This window comes from Limnohabitans sp. (assembly GCF_040401495.1).
In the GTDB taxonomy this organism is placed as follows: domain Bacteria; phylum Pseudomonadota; class Gammaproteobacteria; order Burkholderiales; family Burkholderiaceae_C; genus Limnohabitans.
Map to the genome: position 1 here is coordinate 37,453 of NZ_JBBAOI010000015.1, position 15,833 is coordinate 53,285.

17 protein-coding genes are annotated in these 15,833 nt (G+C 54.1%); 8 read left to right on the forward strand and 9 right to left on the reverse strand.

Annotated elements, in window-relative coordinates:
- Positions 1 to 14: 14 nt before the first annotated feature.
- Genes AC9UEO_RS09895 through maiA form a run of 6 tightly spaced genes read right to left on the reverse strand, consistent with a single transcriptional unit; the run spans position 15 to position 6,008 of the window.
- Positions 15 to 998, reverse strand: a complete 984-nt coding sequence (locus AC9UEO_RS09895) for an NADPH:quinone reductase (RefSeq protein ID WP_509532621.1) — start codon at positions 996 to 998, stop codon at positions 15 to 17.
- A gap of 15 nt (positions 999 to 1,013) precedes the next feature.
- Positions 1,014 to 2,093 (reverse strand): tartrate dehydrogenase, encoded by a 1,080-nt coding sequence (locus tag AC9UEO_RS09900; RefSeq protein ID WP_509532624.1) that lies wholly within the window; start codon positions 2,091 to 2,093, stop codon positions 1,014 to 1,016.
- 2 nt (positions 2,094 to 2,095) lie between these two features.
- Positions 2,096 to 2,833: an acetoacetyl-CoA reductase gene (gene phbB / locus AC9UEO_RS09905; RefSeq protein ID WP_509532626.1), complete on the reverse strand. Its 738-nt coding sequence runs from the start codon at positions 2,831 to 2,833 to the stop codon at positions 2,096 to 2,098.
- A 42-nt stretch (positions 2,834 to 2,875) separates the two neighbouring features.
- Positions 2,876 to 4,552 (reverse strand): PHA/PHB synthase family protein, encoded by a 1,677-nt coding sequence (locus AC9UEO_RS09910; RefSeq protein ID WP_509532629.1) that lies wholly within the window; start codon positions 4,550 to 4,552, stop codon positions 2,876 to 2,878.
- A 60-nt stretch (positions 4,553 to 4,612) separates the two neighbouring features.
- Positions 4,613 to 5,359 carry a peptidoglycan editing factor PgeF gene (gene pgeF / locus AC9UEO_RS09915; protein ID WP_509532664.1) on the reverse strand — a complete coding sequence of 249 codons (747 nt, stop codon included), beginning with the start codon at positions 5,357 to 5,359 and terminating at the stop codon, positions 4,613 to 4,615.
- Positions 5,360 to 5,369: 10 nt separating this feature from the next.
- Positions 5,370 to 6,008 carry a maleylacetoacetate isomerase gene (gene maiA / locus AC9UEO_RS09920; protein ID WP_509532632.1) on the reverse strand — a complete coding sequence of 213 codons (639 nt, stop codon included), beginning with the start codon at positions 6,006 to 6,008 and terminating at the stop codon, positions 5,370 to 5,372.
- An 89-nt stretch (positions 6,009 to 6,097) separates the two neighbouring features.
- Here maiA and AC9UEO_RS09925 point away from each other — a divergent pair, with 89 nt between their 5' ends.
- Complete coding sequence (locus AC9UEO_RS09925) at positions 6,098 to 6,643, forward strand: NUDIX hydrolase (RefSeq protein WP_509532635.1); 546 nt, start codon at positions 6,098 to 6,100, stop codon at positions 6,641 to 6,643.
- Positions 6,644 to 6,649: 6 nt separating this feature from the next.
- Here AC9UEO_RS09925 and AC9UEO_RS09930 read toward each other — a convergent pair whose 3' ends face one another.
- Complete coding sequence (locus AC9UEO_RS09930; RefSeq protein ID WP_509532637.1) at positions 6,650 to 7,804, reverse strand: acyl-CoA dehydrogenase family protein; 1,155 nt, start codon at positions 7,802 to 7,804, stop codon at positions 6,650 to 6,652.
- An 85-nt stretch (positions 7,805 to 7,889) separates the two neighbouring features.
- On the opposite strand from AC9UEO_RS09930, the gene AC9UEO_RS09935 reads away from it, so the two are divergent.
- On the forward strand, positions 7,890 to 9,551 hold the full coding sequence (locus tag AC9UEO_RS09935) for an L-lactate permease (RefSeq protein ID WP_509532639.1): 1,662 nt from the start codon (positions 7,890 to 7,892) through the stop codon (positions 9,549 to 9,551).
- Positions 9,552 to 9,575: 24 nt separating this feature from the next.
- Positions 9,576 to 9,965 (forward strand): cupin domain-containing protein, encoded by a 390-nt coding sequence (locus tag AC9UEO_RS09940; RefSeq protein ID WP_509532642.1) that lies wholly within the window; start codon positions 9,576 to 9,578, stop codon positions 9,963 to 9,965.
- A 4-nt stretch (positions 9,966 to 9,969) separates the two neighbouring features.
- On the opposite strand, the gene AC9UEO_RS09945 is transcribed toward AC9UEO_RS09940, so the two are convergent.
- Complete coding sequence (locus AC9UEO_RS09945) at positions 9,970 to 10,341, reverse strand: surface-adhesin E family protein (protein WP_509532644.1); 372 nt, start codon at positions 10,339 to 10,341, stop codon at positions 9,970 to 9,972.
- Between the two features lie 201 nt (positions 10,342 to 10,542).
- On the opposite strand from AC9UEO_RS09945, the gene AC9UEO_RS09950 reads away from it, so the two are divergent.
- Complete coding sequence (locus tag AC9UEO_RS09950; RefSeq protein ID WP_509532647.1) at positions 10,543 to 11,232, forward strand: hypothetical protein; 690 nt, start codon at positions 10,543 to 10,545, stop codon at positions 11,230 to 11,232.
- 1 nt (position 11,233) lies between these two features.
- Positions 11,234 to 11,860 carry a ParA family protein gene (locus tag AC9UEO_RS09955; RefSeq protein ID WP_509532650.1) on the forward strand — a complete coding sequence of 209 codons (627 nt, stop codon included), beginning with the start codon at positions 11,234 to 11,236 and terminating at the stop codon, positions 11,858 to 11,860.
- A gap of 226 nt (positions 11,861 to 12,086) precedes the next feature.
- Here the strand turns inward: AC9UEO_RS09955 and AC9UEO_RS09960 are convergent, their stop codons facing one another.
- A complete protein-coding gene (locus AC9UEO_RS09960) occupies positions 12,087 to 12,479 on the reverse strand; it encodes a hypothetical protein (RefSeq protein WP_509532653.1) in 393 nt (130 codons plus the stop codon).
- Positions 12,480 to 13,041: 562 nt separating this feature from the next.
- Here AC9UEO_RS09960 and AC9UEO_RS09965 point away from each other — a divergent pair.
- The 3 genes from AC9UEO_RS09965 to AC9UEO_RS09975 all read left to right on the forward strand — a co-directional run.
- Positions 13,042 to 13,905 carry an FAD binding domain-containing protein gene (locus AC9UEO_RS09965; protein ID WP_509532655.1) on the forward strand — a complete coding sequence of 288 codons (864 nt, stop codon included), beginning with the start codon at positions 13,042 to 13,044 and terminating at the stop codon, positions 13,903 to 13,905.
- 16 nt (positions 13,906 to 13,921) lie between these two features.
- The gene (locus AC9UEO_RS09970) at positions 13,922 to 14,407 is read left to right on the forward strand and encodes a (2Fe-2S)-binding protein (RefSeq protein WP_414015982.1); all 486 of its coding nucleotides are present in this window, start codon (positions 13,922 to 13,924) and stop codon (positions 14,405 to 14,407) included.
- Positions 14,408 to 14,436: 29 nt separating this feature from the next.
- Positions 14,437 to 15,833, forward strand: a 1,397-nt coding sequence (locus tag AC9UEO_RS09975; RefSeq protein ID WP_509532658.1) for a molybdopterin cofactor-binding domain-containing protein, incomplete at its 3' end; no start/stop codon positions are given.

The following is a 15,833-nucleotide window of genomic DNA, read 5'->3' on the forward strand; positions in this document are numbered from 1 at the left end:
CTGCACGCCTTGCTTTAATGCGCCATGGCGAGCACCACATTGCCTATCGACTGACCCGCTTCCACCAGTTCGTGGGCTTGCACCACTTGGTCAAGGGGGAAGGCGGGCAACAAGGTGTGCTGCAACTGGCCCGCTGTCAACATGGCGTTCAAAGTGTCAACGCACGCCACACGGTCTGGGGGCAGCAAGTCGTAGACCAAGAAAAATTTCAAATTGAACGAACCAAACAGCATGGCGCGAAAAGCAATGCTGATGTCGGGTGGCGGGTTAGATCCATAGCACACCAGTTGCCCGTGGTGCTTCAAAATGCCTTGCGCCAACCAAGCCGCGGTGGTGGAAAAGTCCATGTCAATCACCACGTCCACGCCCTGCCCTTGCGTCAAGGTTTTCACCTCTTCTACAGTGTGGCCGTTTTTGTAGAACAAGGTGTGGCTGGCCCCTGCCGACTTGGCGTGAGCTGCTTTGGCCTCATTGCCCACGGTACCCAGCACCTGGGCACCTGCGTGCGACAACATTTGGGTGATGTAGTGACCCACGGCAGATGATGCGCCGGTCACCAAAACCTGTTTGCCTTTCACGTTCCCCGCCAAACGCACAGCTTGCAAGGCAGTCAGACCTGGGATGCCCATGCAAGCACCCGCCTCGAAAGAGGTGTTGTCGGGCAAATGCGCTGCCATGGCCGAGGGCAAAACCACGTAGTCAGCGGCGGTACCGTCTGGGCGTTGCCACTGGGCATTCCAAGTCCAAACCCGCTCGCCCATGCGAGAAGCAGACACGCCCGCACCCACTTGGTCGATGACACCCGCGCCGTCGCTGTGGGGAATGATGTAAGGGCCACCCAAGGGTCTGGCTCGACGAGACTTCACATCCGAGGGATTGACGCCCGAGGTGTGCAACTTCACCCTCACCTCGCCAGAACCTGCTTGCGGTGTGGGCCGCTCACCAACTTGCATCACGTCGTTGGCTTCGCCATTGCTTTCGTACCAAGCTGCTTTCATGCACTGTGTCCTTGTTTACATTTGACCTTGCGCTTGCAAAGCCTTGCATACCGCCTCTGTCACCTGCGCCGTGGTGGCTTGCCCGCCTAAGTCACGGGTGTGCAAAGCGGGGTTTCCAGTAACCTGTTCAATCGCTTGCATGATGCGCCCCGCTGCCAGCGGTTCCCCCAAGTGTTCGAGCATCATCACGCAACTCCAAAAAGTGCCAATCGGGTTGGCCAAGCCCTTTCCCATGAGGTCAAACGCCGAGCCATGGATGGGCTCAAACATCGAGGGGTAGCGCCGTTCGGGGTCAATGTTAGCGGTCGGGGCGATACCTAAACTGCCACCCAAAGCCGCAGCCAAATCGCTCAAGATGTCGGCGTGTAAATTGGTTGCGACCAAGGTGTCTAAAGATTCAGGGCGGTTGACCATGCGTGCAGTGGCGGCGTCAACCAACTCTTTGTCCCAGTCAACATTGGGAAACTCCAAGCTGATTTGCTGGGCAATTTCATCCCACATCACCATGGCGTGGCGCTGGGCATTGGACTTGGTGACCACCGTCAGCAACTTGCGCGGACGCGATTGCGCCAACCCGAACGCATAGCGCATGATGCGCTCCACACCAGTGCGGGTAAGAATGGACACATCGGTGGCCACCTCTATGGGGTGGCCTTGGTGCACACGCCCACCCATGCCTGCGTACTCACCCTCGGAGTTTTCCCGCACGATAACCCAGTTAAGTTGCGCGGGGGTGCAGCGCTTTAAGGGCGCATCGATGCCCGGCAAGATGCGGATCGGGCGAACGTTGGCGTACTGGTCAAAGCCTTGGCAAATTTTCAGGCGCAAGCCCCACAAGGTGATGTGGTCGGCAATGTCGGGGTCGCCTGCCGAGCCAAACAAAATCGCGTCGTGTTCACGCAAAGCTTGCAGACCGTCGGCAGGCATCATTTCGCCGTGGGCGCGGTACCAGTCACCTCCCCAGTCAAACTGGGTGAAGGCAAAGCGCAGAGCGGGTTGATGTTTGCCCAAGGCTTGCAGGACTTGCTGACCGGCAGGAATGACTTCCTTGCCTATCCCGTCGCCTGGGATACAGGCGATGCGAAAGGTTTTCACCCTTAACCCATGTGCAAACCGCCGTTGCAGGAAAAGTCTGCGCCGGTGGTAAAGCCTGACTCGTCACCCGCCAACCAGCCGACGATGGAGCCAATTTCTTCAGGCGTACCCAAACGCTTGACGGGAATGGTGGCGACAATTTTATCCAGCACTTCGGGCTTGATGGCTTTGACCATATCGGTGCCAATGTAGCCAGGGCTGACGGTGTTGACGGTCACGCCCTTGTTGGCCATTTCCTGCGCCAAGGCCATGGTGAAGCCGTGCATGCCAGCTTTGGCGGCAGAATAATTGGTTTGGCCTGATTGGCCTTTTTCGCCATTCACCGAGGAAATTTGGATGATGCGACCCCAGCCTTTTTCCACCATGCCAGGCACCACTTGTTTGGTGACGTTGAACATGGCGTTCAAATTGGTGTCAATCACCGCCTTCCAATCGTCCACAGTCATCTTCAAGAACATGCGGTCGCGGGTGATGCCGGCGTTATTCACCAAGATATCAATGGGGCCATGCTCGGCCACGGCTTTAGAAAAAGCTTCGGTGGTGGAAGCCCAGTCGGCCACATTGCCCACAGAAGAATAAAACGTGTAGCCCAAAGCCTTTTGCTCGCCCAGCCATTTGTCAAAGTCTCGGCTAGGACCGCAACCGGCAATGACCTTGTAGCCCATTTTGTGCAAGCGGTGGCAAATGGCGGTGCCTATGCCGCCCATACCACCGGTGACGTAGGCGATTTTTTGACTCATGGTGTTAACTCCTGTGGTTGTTTCAAATAAGTGTAGGTGCCTCTAGGCACGCGCTTTGACATAGCGCCCAGGGGCGGGTTCGATGGACTTGTACTCACCGCGACCGTATTTCTTGGGTGCAGCCACTTGCTGGCCGCCATGTTTTTTCAGCCAAGTCGACCAGTCGGGCCACCAACTGCCAGCGTGTTCCTGAGCTTTGCCGCTCCAGTCGGCAAACTGATTGGGAAACTGGCTGTCTTTGCCCGTCCAATAGCAGCGCTTTTTAGCCTCGGGGGGGTTGATGACCCCCGCAATATGACCCGAAGCCCCCATCACAAACCGCTTAGGACCAAGAAACACTTGGGTACAAGCGTAAGCGGCATCAATAGGCACGATGTGGTCTTCACGTGAGCCATAAATATACAAAGGCGTGTCCACACGGCGCATATCGATTTGCTCGCCGCACACTGTTGCTTTGCCCGCCTTGATGAAGTTGTTTTCAAGGTAGGTGTTGCGCAAGTACCAGGTGTACATGGGACCAGGCAAATTGGTGGCGTCGCTGTTCCAGTAGAGCAAATCGAAAGGTGGCGGTGTTTCACCTTTGAGGTAGTTACCCACCACGTAGTTCCACACCAAATCATTGGGGCGCAAGAAACTGAAGGTTTGGGCCATATCGCGGCCGGCCATCAAACCGCCTTCAGAAAACTGGGCTTCGCGAAATTTGACAAAAGCTTCATCAATAAACACATCGAGCACACCTGTGTCTGCAAAATCGACCAAGGTGGTCAGCAAGGTGGCGCTGGCTACAGGGTCTTGGCCACGAGCAGCCAACACCGCCAAAGCGTTGCTAAGGATGGTGCCGCCCACGCAAAAACCCAAGGCGTTGATTTGCGGCATATTGCCAATTTGGCGCGTTACCTCGATGGCTTGCATAGCGCCTTTTTCCACATAGTCATCCCAGGTGGTTTGCGCCATGGATGCATCGGGGTTGCGCCAACTGACCACGAAGGTGCGGTGCCCTTGGGCTACCGAATAGCGGATAAGCGAGTTGGCCGGTTGCAAGTCCAAGATATAAAACTTGTTGATGCAAGGAGGGATCAACAAAAACGGCCGCTGGTATACCTTGGGTGTGAGGGGTTTGTATTCCAGCAGTTGAAACAACTCGTTTTCAAATACCACTGCACCCTCGGTGGTAGCGACGTTTTTGCCCACCTCGAACAGACTTTCGTCGGTCATGGACACATGGCCTTGCTGTAAATCGTGCAGCATGTTTTGTAAACCTTGGGCAATGCTCTCGCCTTTGGTGTCTATGGCTTTTTGCTGCGCCTCGGCATTGAAGGCCAAAAAATTGCTGGGGGCTGAGGCAGCTGCCCATTGCTCCACTGCAAAACGGATACGCGCTTTGGTTTTGTCGTCAGTGTCCAAGGCCTCGGTCAAACCCATCATGGTGCGGGTATTGAGCAAATACATGGCTGCCGAAAAAGCCGACACGGGGTTGTGCTGCCAAGGCTCGGCGGCAAATCGGCGGTCTTTAAGCTTGGGGTTGTTTTGCAAGCCCTCTTGCCACAAGGTCATGGCCTCTTGGGCATAAGTCGATTGCAGCTGGGCGATTTTGTCGGTGTGGAAATTCATCTGCGGCACAGACGGCATGTGCTGAGCGGCCATCTCCTGAAATGACTTGGCGGCGGCGACTAAAGACTCGGTGCTGTTGTCCCAAAGGGAGCTTGGAGGTGTGGGCATGGCAAGTAGGATGTGACTTTAAAGCCATCTTATGCCAAAGCTCTTACAAGAAACTTCCAATCAGTCCAATAAACCGATGCCTGCTGCAAAACGCCCTGTGACGCCATCTCGTCGGTAGGAAAAAAATACCCCTGGATTAGAAAAGGTGCACCAAGAAGGTGTGCTGTCATTGCCTTCGATGGAAGCGACAGGCCACTTGGCTAACTGAAGACGCGCCAACTGCGCCAAATCGCACAGGTACTGGCCACTGGCTGCCAAAGGCTGAAACGCCAAGGCACACAAAGGGTCTTGGGTCATAAAGGCTTGGCGCACATCTTCGCCCACCTCAAATGCCTGCGGGCCTATGCATGGACCCAGCCAAACCTTCACATCTTCTAAAGCAGAGCAACTGCGCAAAGCCCGGCGAGTTGCCTCCAACACACCGACCTGTCCTGACATGCCGGCCAAGCCTCGCCAGCCTGCGTGGGCGGCAGCCACCACTTTCTTGGCAGGACTGTAAAAAAGAACAGGCAAGCAGTCGGCCACCATGATGGTGCAAGCAACACCTGCTTCGCTGGTAAAACAAGCGTCGGCTTGTTGACCATCAGGCGTGTCGTGGTGCAACTGTGACACGACGTTGCCGTGCACTTGCCGCATGAACACAGTGCGTTGTTTCAACTGAAAAGACAGCAACTGGCGGTTGTTGAAAACTGCCTGCGGGTCGTCGCCCACATGGTCGCCCAGATTGAAGCTGTCGTAGGGCGGCAGTGAAGATCCCCCTTTGCGGATGGTGCAAAACACTTTAGCCCCTGACCACTGAGGCAACACGGGCAAGCTGTCAGGCTTCAAAGTCGGGACAGGCAGAGGGTTGGGCAACTTGGAAGGACGTCAAGGCCATGCAAGCGTCAAACACTTGCAAAGTGCGGTCTAGTCCGCTCAAGTCCACCTTGAATCGGTTGGCATTGAAAATTTGCGGCACCAACACGCAATCGGCCATGCTGGGTTGATCGCCGTGGCAAAAGCGCCCTGTGGCTGGGTGATGCAGTTGTTTTTCAAATGCCTCCAGACCCAAGCGCACCCAGTGGTGGTACCAAGTGTTTTTGGTGGCCTCGTCCAACCTCAAGGTTGCGGTGAGGTATTTCAAAACCCGCAGGTTGTTCAAGGGGTGAATTTCACAGGCAATGGAATGTGACAAAGCGCGGACACGGCTTCTTCCCAAGGCATCGGCAGGCATAAGGGCGGGGTGCGGGTATTTTTCATCCAAGTACTCCATGATGGCCATGGACTGGGTAAGTCGCAAGCCATCCACTTCCAACACCGGAACCAAGGCATCGGCGTTGACCGCAGCAAAGTCGTCTTGTAACTGCTGACCTTTGGCCAAGTGCACGGTCACGTAGTCGTAGCTCAGTCCCTTCAAAGCCAAAGCGATACGAACCCGAAACGAGGCGGAAGACCGAAAGAAAGAGTAAAGCTTCATGGGCATAGGATAAGCTTTTTGAAGGGCTTTGGAAGCGACAGCCTAATCGCTACCCTCACTCCCAAGATCGCCCCCCCAAAGAGCCCCCCTTGCTAAAAAACCCTGTCAAACATTGCCGAAACTGCGGCGCCGCGGTTCTGATGCGCTTGCCCGACGACGGCGACACCCGTTTGCGAGCGGTCTGCCCTGCTTGCCACACGGTGCATTACGACAACCCGCTCAACGTGGTGGGCACCATCCCGATGTGGGGAACGCAGGTGCTGCTGTGCAAACGCAATATCGAGCCGCGCAAAGGTTTTTGGACTTTGCCTGCCGGTTTCATGGAATTGCACGAATCCTTGGCGCAGGGCGCAGCCCGTGAAACCGACGAAGAGGCCGGTGCAGACATTGAGATGCAAGCGCTTTTCACCGTGATCGATGTGCCCAAAGTGGGTCAGGTGCATTTCTTCTTCCGCGCCAAACTGCTGAGCGATCAGTTCAACCCCGGCCATGAAACCATGGAGGCCAAACTGTTTGAAGAAGCCGACATTCCTTGGGACGACTTGGCGTTTCGCACCGTTCGCGAGACTTTGAAGGCTTTTTACGCTGACCGCGCCACTGGCGAGTTTGGTTTTCACCAGTTCGTTATCAGCTAAGCACCGCTATTTGACGAAACTGCGGGCAATCACCTCTTTCATGATCTCGTTGGTTCCGCCGTAAATGCGCTGCACCCTTGCATCGGCATAGGCGCGGGTGATGGGGTACTCCCACATGTAGCCGTTACCGCCATGCAACTGCACACAAGAGTCCATCACCTTGCATTGCAAATCGGTGCACCAATATTTCGCCATGCTGGCGGTGGCCGTATCTAACTTGTCTTGCAGCAGCAACTCGGTGCATTTGTCGACAAATACCTGCGCAATTTGTACCTCGGTTTGCAGCTCGGCCAAGGTGAAACGTGTGTGCTGAAACGCCGCCACGGCTTGGCCAAAGACTTGGCGTTGCAAGACATAGTCCAAGGTCCAACCAATGGCGGCTTGGGATGCCGCCACTGCGCCAATGGCAATTTGCAAACGCTCCCAAGGCAACTGCTCCATCAGGCAAATAAAGCCCTTGTTGAGCATGGCCTCGCCGCCCAACAAAGCCTCAGCGGGTAAACGCACGCTGTCGAAAAACAGTTCGCAGGTGTCTTGCGCCTTGAGACCCAATTTTTTCAGCGGCTTGCCTTTGGTAAAGCCTGGCATTGCGCCCTCCAGCAAGAACAGGCTGGTTCCCTTGGCCCCTGCTGCAGGGTTGGTTTTGGCAACCACTATCACCAAGTCCGAGTGCCAGCCATTGGTGATGTAAGTTTTGCTGCCGCTCAGCACAAACGAGCCATCGGATTGCGCCATGGCCGTGGTTTTGATGCCTTGCAAATCACTGCCTGCCGACGGTTCAGTCATGGCAATGGCGCCCACCATATCGCCGCGAGCCATAGCGGGCAAATAGCGCTGCTTTTGTGTCTCAGTTCCGTAGTGCTGGATATAGGGGGCGACGATTTCAGTGTGCAAACCGTAGCCTATGCCGCTAAAACCTGCAGCGCTCAGTTCCTCCATCTGAATGATGGAATACAGCTTGTCTGCACCAAAACCGCCACAGTTCTCGGGTTGGGTCATACACAAAAACCCCAAAGCACCGGCCTTGCCCCACACCTTCTTGTCCACATAGCCTTGCTCTTCCCAAGCGGCGTGGTGGGGCGCAATTTCTTCTGCCATGAAACGGCGAAAACTGTCGCGAAAAGCTTGATGTTCTGGACTGAAAAGTGTGCGTTCGATCATGCATGTCTCCAAAGAGTAACGAGAGGGAAAACCCTTGATCCTATCTTCCTATAATTTTTGTTTTACTCGTATCGGAGACTACCCCATGGTTTGGCAACAAATTTACGATCCTTTAGGCAATATGCTTTTGTCTACTTTGTTGGCAGCCGTGCCCGTGGTGGTGATGTTGGTCGGCTTGGGCTTTTTGCACATGAAGGCGCACATTGCCGCAGGTGCGGGCTTGCTTGCTGCTTTGGTGATTGCTATAGCTGTTTATGGTATGCCCAGCGATATGGCGGCCAGTGCCGCCCTCTATGGTGGCCTGAATGGCTTGCTGCCTATTGGCTGGATTGTGCTCAACATCATCTTTTTGCACCAACTGACAGAGCAAAACGGCAGCTTCAAGGTGTTGCAAGACTCGATTGCTGGCATCACCGAAGACCGCCGTTTGCAGTTACTGTTGATCGCCTTTGCGTTTGGTGCTTTCTTTGAAGGTGCAGCAGGTTTTGGTACCCCAGTGGCGGTGACTGCAGCTATTTTGATTGGTTTGGGTTTTTCACCCTTGGCCGCCTCAGGCTTGTCGCTGATTGCCAATACTGCCCCTGTCGCCTTTGGCGCCTTGGGTACCCCCATCATTACCTTGGCCAAGGTGCATGGCTACGACGCCATGGCCGTCTCCATGATGGTGGGTCGCCAATTGCCGTTCTTCTCCTTGCTGGTGCCGTTTTGGCTCATCTGGGCCTTCGCAGGGCGGCGTGCCATGTGGGATATATGGCCTGCAATTTTGGTCACCGGCCTGAGTTTTGCCATCATGCAATTCTTGGTTTCCAACTTCATTGGCCCTGAATTGGTCGACATCATTGCCGCGGTTGTCAGCATGGCATGCTTGGTTACTTTCCTGCGCTTTTGGCAGCCCAAAACCATTTGGACCTCGGTGTCATTGAAAGGTCATGAAACAACAGGCGGCCAAGCGCAAGCACCTCGCGCTGTCACGGTTCATTCACGTGACGCCATCATCCGCGCTTGGATGCCTTGGGCCATCCTCACCGTGTTCATCTTTATTTGGGGACAACCCGCTGTCAAAAGTTTTCTCAACAGTTTGTTCGCTCCACAATTTCCCATGGATGGTTTGCACAACCTGATTGAAAAAATGCCGCCGGTGGTGCCTGTTCCTAAAACCGAAAGTGCCATCTACACACTCAATCTGCTGTCCTCTACAGGCACCGGTATTTTGCTGTCGGCCATCGTGGGCGGCTTGGTCATGAAATACAACCCGATCAATATGGTCCGTATTTTCTTCTCCACTTTGTGGCTTGTTCGCTATTCTTTGCTGACCATTGTGTTGATGCTGGCGCTGGGCTACCTCACCCGTTACTCGGGCACCGACACCACTTTGGGCTTGGCCTTTGCCAACACCGGCGTCTTCTACCCCTTCTTTGGCACTTTGATGGGCTGGTTGGGCGTGGCGCTGACGGGCTCTGACACGGCTTCCAATGTGCTGTTTGGCGGTATGCAAAAAGTCGCGGCTGAACAACTGGGCTTGTCGCCCAACCTCATGGGCGCGGCCAACAGCTCGGGCGGCGTGATGGGCAAGATGATTGACGCACAGTCCATTGTGGTGGCCTCCACCGCCACACGTTGGTTCAACCACGAAGGCGATATTCTTCGCTATGTGTTTTTCCACTCCATCGCTTTGGCCTGCTTGGTCGGTATCTTGGTTACCCTGCAAGCCTATGTGTTCCCCTTCACCTTGATGGTGGTTAAGTAAGTTCCAACCCTTAGGAGTATCAGCATGAAAGCTTCAACGTTTTTGGTGTGCATCATTGGTGCGGGTGTGATGGGCTTGGTGTCAGCCCAAAAGCCTGGCTTTACCCGTGTGGCTTTGCAGTCGCATGAGCTGAGTGTGCCTGGGCGCATGGGAGTGCAAGCGCGTGCAGAATTCGATCCAGGCATCTTTGCCGGCCGCCATACCCACCCTGGCGAAGAGTTGGGTTATGTCTTAGAAGGCGAATTTGAAATACGTGTTGACGGTCAAGAACCCAAAACGGTAAAGGCTGGCGACGCTTTCATGGTCCCCGCCAATACCATCCACGATGCGCTTAACTCAGGCAGCACCAAGGGCAAGATTTTGGCTACCTACTTCGTGGAAAAAGGCAAGCCAGTAGCGACCTTCGTTAACTGAAGTTTTACAAAGCGCAGACGTATTTGTACATGGCCTGGCTGCTGGGGTCGCCGCCAATGGCGACCCAGTCACTGGGTTGGTAGGCTTCGTCGGACTTTTGACCTGTGGCCATGGGGCCAGGGTAACCAGCTACCTGCATATTGCGTTGACGGCTTTCTTGGCAGTCGTATTGCCACACACCGCGGTAAGACATATCGCCTTGTTTGTCGGGTTGCTTGAGGTTTTGGATATGCCAAAACATGCGCAAAGCGCCAGTTTTCTTAATGTTTGGGTCGACAAACAGGCCTGTACCATACTCGTTTTCTGTCACCAACACCCACTCAGCCATGGCAGAGAAACTGACCAACAAACACACTGCTGTAATGATTTTTTTCATGAATGACCTTTTGATGATGGGATAAAGAGAATTTGGTCATTCTAAAAACCCACCTACCCTATGGAATAACCCCAAAGAATTAAAGATTCATCAAGCTTTGAGAGTCAAAGACAAGCCAACACTGACCAAGACTCAAGTTTTGCCTCCAAATTCCGAAAATAGAACACCCCCATCACGGATGTTTCCGATCAGGATTGCTGCATGAAAAGACTTAAAACCCTATGGTCCGCCTTGTTTTTGCTAGGTTTGGTGGCCTGTGCCGTCAATGGGCCGATGGCCTCACCCTCGGCGCCCATCCCACATCAAGTGATTTTGGGTTCGAATAGCTTTGGTTTTGCGCAAAATAAAATAACGGTGCTGGGCTCAACCCAAGGCCAAACCTTTGAGACGCGTCACAGCCTCTTGCGCCACGACAGCTGCGCCAGAGGCAGCATGGATATCGTTGAACTGTCTGGCTCCATCGACCCTGTCAGTTTGCAAAGCTTGGAAGCACATATGCATAATTTGTCGCAATGCATCAACCGCCAAGGCCAGCGAGTGCCACCACAGGTCTACCTCAATTCCAACGGTGGCAAACCTATTTTGGGTATCGAGTTGGGCCAAATTTTGGCTCGCTATGGTGCTCAGGCCGTGGTCACCGAAGGACAAATTTGCTCTGGCGCTTGTGCGGTGGGTTTTCTAACAGCTAGACAACGCAGCGTCAAATCCAACGGTCGCGTTGTGTTGTATTTCAACGGGGCCAAAAACAATGGCTTTGATTGCGCCCGCTCCAACGATATGATGCCCCTGCAAACACATTTCTTGGCTGCCGCAGGACGCACTGGTGGCACCGCTTTGTACAACCAAGCCTTAACCTACTGCAACAGCGACAGGGGCTGGGAGATTTCCTGATATGCCAGTGATTGTCATCGCCAACCCCAAAGGCGGGGCTGGCAAATCCACTTTATCGACCAATGTCGCGGGTTTCTTTGCTTCGCTTGGTCATGCCGTGATGCTCGGGGACGCCGATGTGCAGCAGTCTTCGCGCTTGTGGCTGAGTCTGCGTCCCGACACCGTGACTCGCATCACCACGTGGGAATTGCAAGCCGACTTGGTGCTGACTGCCAAACCGCCCAAGGGCACCACCCATATCGTGATCGACACACCTGGAGGTTTGGACGGTTGGCGCTTCAAAGAAGTGCTGGGACGTGCCGACAAAATCATTGTGCCCATCATGCCCAGTATTTTTGATATGTACGCCGCACAAACGTTTCTCACCAAGCTGCGGGAAATCACTCGCAACAGCCGCTCTAAGGTGGGCGTGGTGGGTATGCGGGTGGATGAGCGCACTTTGGCGGCTAACAAGCTGCGCCAGTTCATGGACACGCTGGAGCTTCCCATCGTGGGCTATTTGCGCGATACCCAGCACTATTTGCATTTGGCCGCGCACGGTTTGAGCATGTTTGACATCACCCCCAGCAAGGTGGAGAAAGACTTGCTGCAGTGGCGACCTATTTGTCAGTGGCTACAGGATCCCTGACGCTTTCCTGTTAACTCCGGTGGCAAGCGATTGGGTTTCAGCTTGAGGAGCTAGGAATATAGACGTTTAAGGCAATTTCCAGATTCACAACTCATCAGCATGATCTAGGGAAAGAATTCTTTGTGCTCGATGGCGTGGGTAGGCGGTCAAATAGGTAGAGCAGATGGTTGGCGGCGAATGCAAATCATCATCTACTTTTATTTTTTTATGTAGTTGAAATAGTGTTTTAAGCAGATAGGTCAATTCTTTGGATTCCTGAATCACTATCTAATGAAGCAGACCTTTTCGAAGTTTGATGACCGTCATCCAATAATTTGTTGGATTGCAACTGCCAACCACGATTTTGCAATTCCAAGCCAAAGTGTTGCGCTGCATATAAATTGCTGCTTTGCAAAGCAGCACCCAGCTTGTTCAGATAGGGATCAGCGGAAACAGTGGGATCGAAATTAACCAAGGCCGTAAAAGCCAGTCTGGCAGCATCTAACTCTCCCGCTTTCAAGCTTTGAAGCAAAGCCTGTAATTTTTGACGACGACGCTGTTGCTTGTCACCCTGTGGCGAATTATTGCCACCCCAATGCTTGCCGTTAGCATCAATTCGAAGCGCAAATGAAGTATCCATGACACTTACCCCTTCCGATCAATGTTGGTCTGTTCCGCTACACCTCTGCTTTTATTAGTTATTTAAGTTTCAAAATGAGTGATTGGTTGTCTCGTTTGACCTGATTTGAAAGGTTCAATAAAAATTGAATGTCAAGAGATCAACCAATCAATTTATGCAAAGCATAAAGAATGCCAGCCTTATGAAATTCTTCAGTAGGCCAAGGGGAAGTTTTATTCATTTAATCTAAAGCGGCAAGACCCGCTTGATTCTCAAAGGTCAAAATAGCCAATCTGTCCTAGTGTGGCGTGCAGAAGTCGCGCGCTTGAGTTAACCACTGGGCATCAGTTAAGCCTTTTTGAGTTTAGTAGCTTGGGGATGTACTCCTTGCTTTGGGCAGTACATTCCCTAGGTGGAAAAAAATTCAAAAGCCTAGAATAGCTATATAGTTTTTAAAAAATTGTTACACTGCATCAATTAGAATAACAATTGAAATACCTTAAAGAGTCTCTCAATTGCGCAATGTAGCATTCTGCACCATACTAATTATCTGCTTTTTAAACAAAACCATAGGAGACTTTTGATGATCCCACCGCGTTTTGAATACCACGCGCCCAAAACAGTCGGTGAGGCGGTTGCCTTGCTAGGCCAATTGGGCTCAGACGCCAAGTTGCTGGCTGGCGGCCACAGCTTGCTGCCCATGATGAAATTGCGTTTTGCCCAGCCCGAACATTTGATCGACATCAACCGCATCCCCGAACTCAGGGGCATTCGCGAAGAAGGTGGCACGGTCGTGATCGGCGCGATGACAGTGGAAAACGAGTTGATCAGCTCGCCCATTTTGCAAGCCAAAGTGCCGTTGTTATGCGAAGCGGCCAAACTGATTGCCGACCCACAGGTGCGCAACCGCGGCACCATCGGCGGCGATATTGCTCACGGCGACCCCGGCAACGATCACCCAGCGCTGTCCCTCGTCATCGAAGCCTCTTTTGTGCTCGAAGGTCCCAAGGGTCGCCGAACCGTGGCCGCCGACGGCTTTTTCCTGGGTACCTACATGACCCAACTGGAAGAAAACGAGGTCATGTGCGAAATCCGCGTGCCCGCTTTTGCGCACGGCACAGGCTACGCCTACGAAAAACTCAAACGCAAAACCGGCGACTGGGCGACCGCCGGTTGCGCGGTGGTCATTCGCAAAAAGGGCGACCAAGTCAGCCATGTGCGCATTGGCCTGACCAATGTCGCACCCACTGCACTGCGCGCTGAAGCTGCCGAAGCGGCTTTGCTGAACAAGCCCTTCAACGCGGCCAATGTACAAGCAGCAGTGGCAGCAGCCATCGCTATTTGCAACCCCGCTGAAGACTTGCGCGGCGACATCGAATACAAGACCGCCATGGCCGGTGAAATGGTCAAACGCGCCCTCAACAAAGCCTGGGCGCTGTGCGCTTAAATTCAAGGAATACACAATGACCAAAAAACTCATCACCGTCTCCGTCAACGGCAAGAAAGAAGAAAAAGCGGTTGAGCCGCGCACACTGCTGATCCACTTTTTGCGCGAAGAACTCAACCTCACAGGCGCGCACATTGGTTGTGAAACCAGCCACTGCGGTGTTTGTACGGTGGACATCGACGGCCAATCGGTCAAGTCCTGCACCCATCTGGCGATTCAGTGCGACGGCTCGGAAGTGCTAACTGTCGAAGGTCTTGCCAACAAAGGTGTGTTGCATGCGGTGCAAGAAGGCTTTTACAAAGAGCACGGTTTGCAATGCGGCTTTTGCACCCCTGGCATGCTGATGCGCGCCTACCGCTTTTTGCACGAAAACCCCAACCCCAGCGAAGACGAAATTCGCCACGGCATGAGCGGCAACTTGTGCCGTTGCACGGGCTACCAAAACATCATCAAAGCCGTCCAGTACGCCGCCAAAAAATTGCAAGAGCCTGTCGCGGCTTAAAGCACACCCTTATTTGATCGGAGACACACATGAACGCACCGGTACTGACTGTAGAAGCCCGCGAACTCGCGTTGGCTGGCATGGGCGCCTCGCGCCTGCGCAAAGAAGACGCCCGTTTCATCCAAGGCAAGGGCAATTATGTCGATGACATCAAGATGCCCGGCATGTTGCACATGGACATCGTGCGCAGCCCCATCGCCCACGGCCGCATCGTCAAAATCAACAAGGCAGCCGCCTTGGCCATCCCTGGTGTACACGCGGTGCTGACCGCCGACGACTTGAAGCCTTTGAAGCTGCACTGGATGCCCACCCTCGCTGGTGATGTGGCCGCCGTGTTGGCCGACGAAAAGGTTCACTTCCAAATGCAAGAAGTAGCCATCGTCATCGCAGACGACCGCTACATCGCGGCTGACGCCGTAGAAGCCGTAGAAGTGGAGTACGAAGAATTGCCCGTGGTGATGGACCCCTACGCCGCGCTGCAGCCTGGCGCACCGGTCATCCGCGACGACTTGGCCGGCAAGACCGAAGGCGCCCACGGCAAGCGTGAGCACCATAACCACATCTTCACTTGGGACGCGGGCGACAAGGCCGCTGCCGACGCCGCTTTTGACAAAGCCGAAGTGACGGTGTCGCAACACATGTACTACCCGCGCGTGCACCCCTGCCCGCTTGAGACCTGCGGTTGCGTGGCCTCATTCGACCCGGTCAAGGGAGAGTTGACCACCTTCATCACCTCCCAGGCTCCGCACATTGTGCGCACCGTGGTGTCCATGCTGTCGGGGATTCCTGAATCTAAAGTGCGTATCGTCAGCCCCGACATCGGTGGTGGCTTTGGCAACAAAGTGCCGATCTACCCCGGCTATGTTTGCGCCATCGTGTCTTCCATCGTGCTGGGCCGCCCGGTTAAGTGGGTCGAAGACCGCATCGAAAACATCTCGAGCACTGGATTCGCCCGCGACTACCACATGGACGGCGAATTGGCCGCCACAGCCGATGGCAAGATCACTGGTCTGCGTGTGAATGTGGTGGCTGACCACGGTGCATTTGACGCCTGTGCCGACCCCACCAAGTTTCCTGCCGGCATGTTCCACATCGTCTCTGGCTCTTACGACATTCCTGCGGCACACGCCAGCGTCAAAGGTGTTTACACCAATAAGGCCCCTGGCGGTGTGGCGTACCGCTGCTCCTTCCGCGTGACCGAAGCCGTGTACCTGATCGAGCGCATGGTTGACGTGCTGGCGCAAAAATTGGGGATGGACAAGGCGGAGATCCGCGCCAAGAACTTCGTCAAAAAAGAACAGTTCCCCTACAAAAGCGCCTTCGGGTTTGAGTTCGACTCGGGTGACTACCAAACCGCACTCGACAAAGTTCTTAAAGCCGTGGACTACAAGGGACTACGCGCAGAGCAAAAGGCCAAACGCGCCGA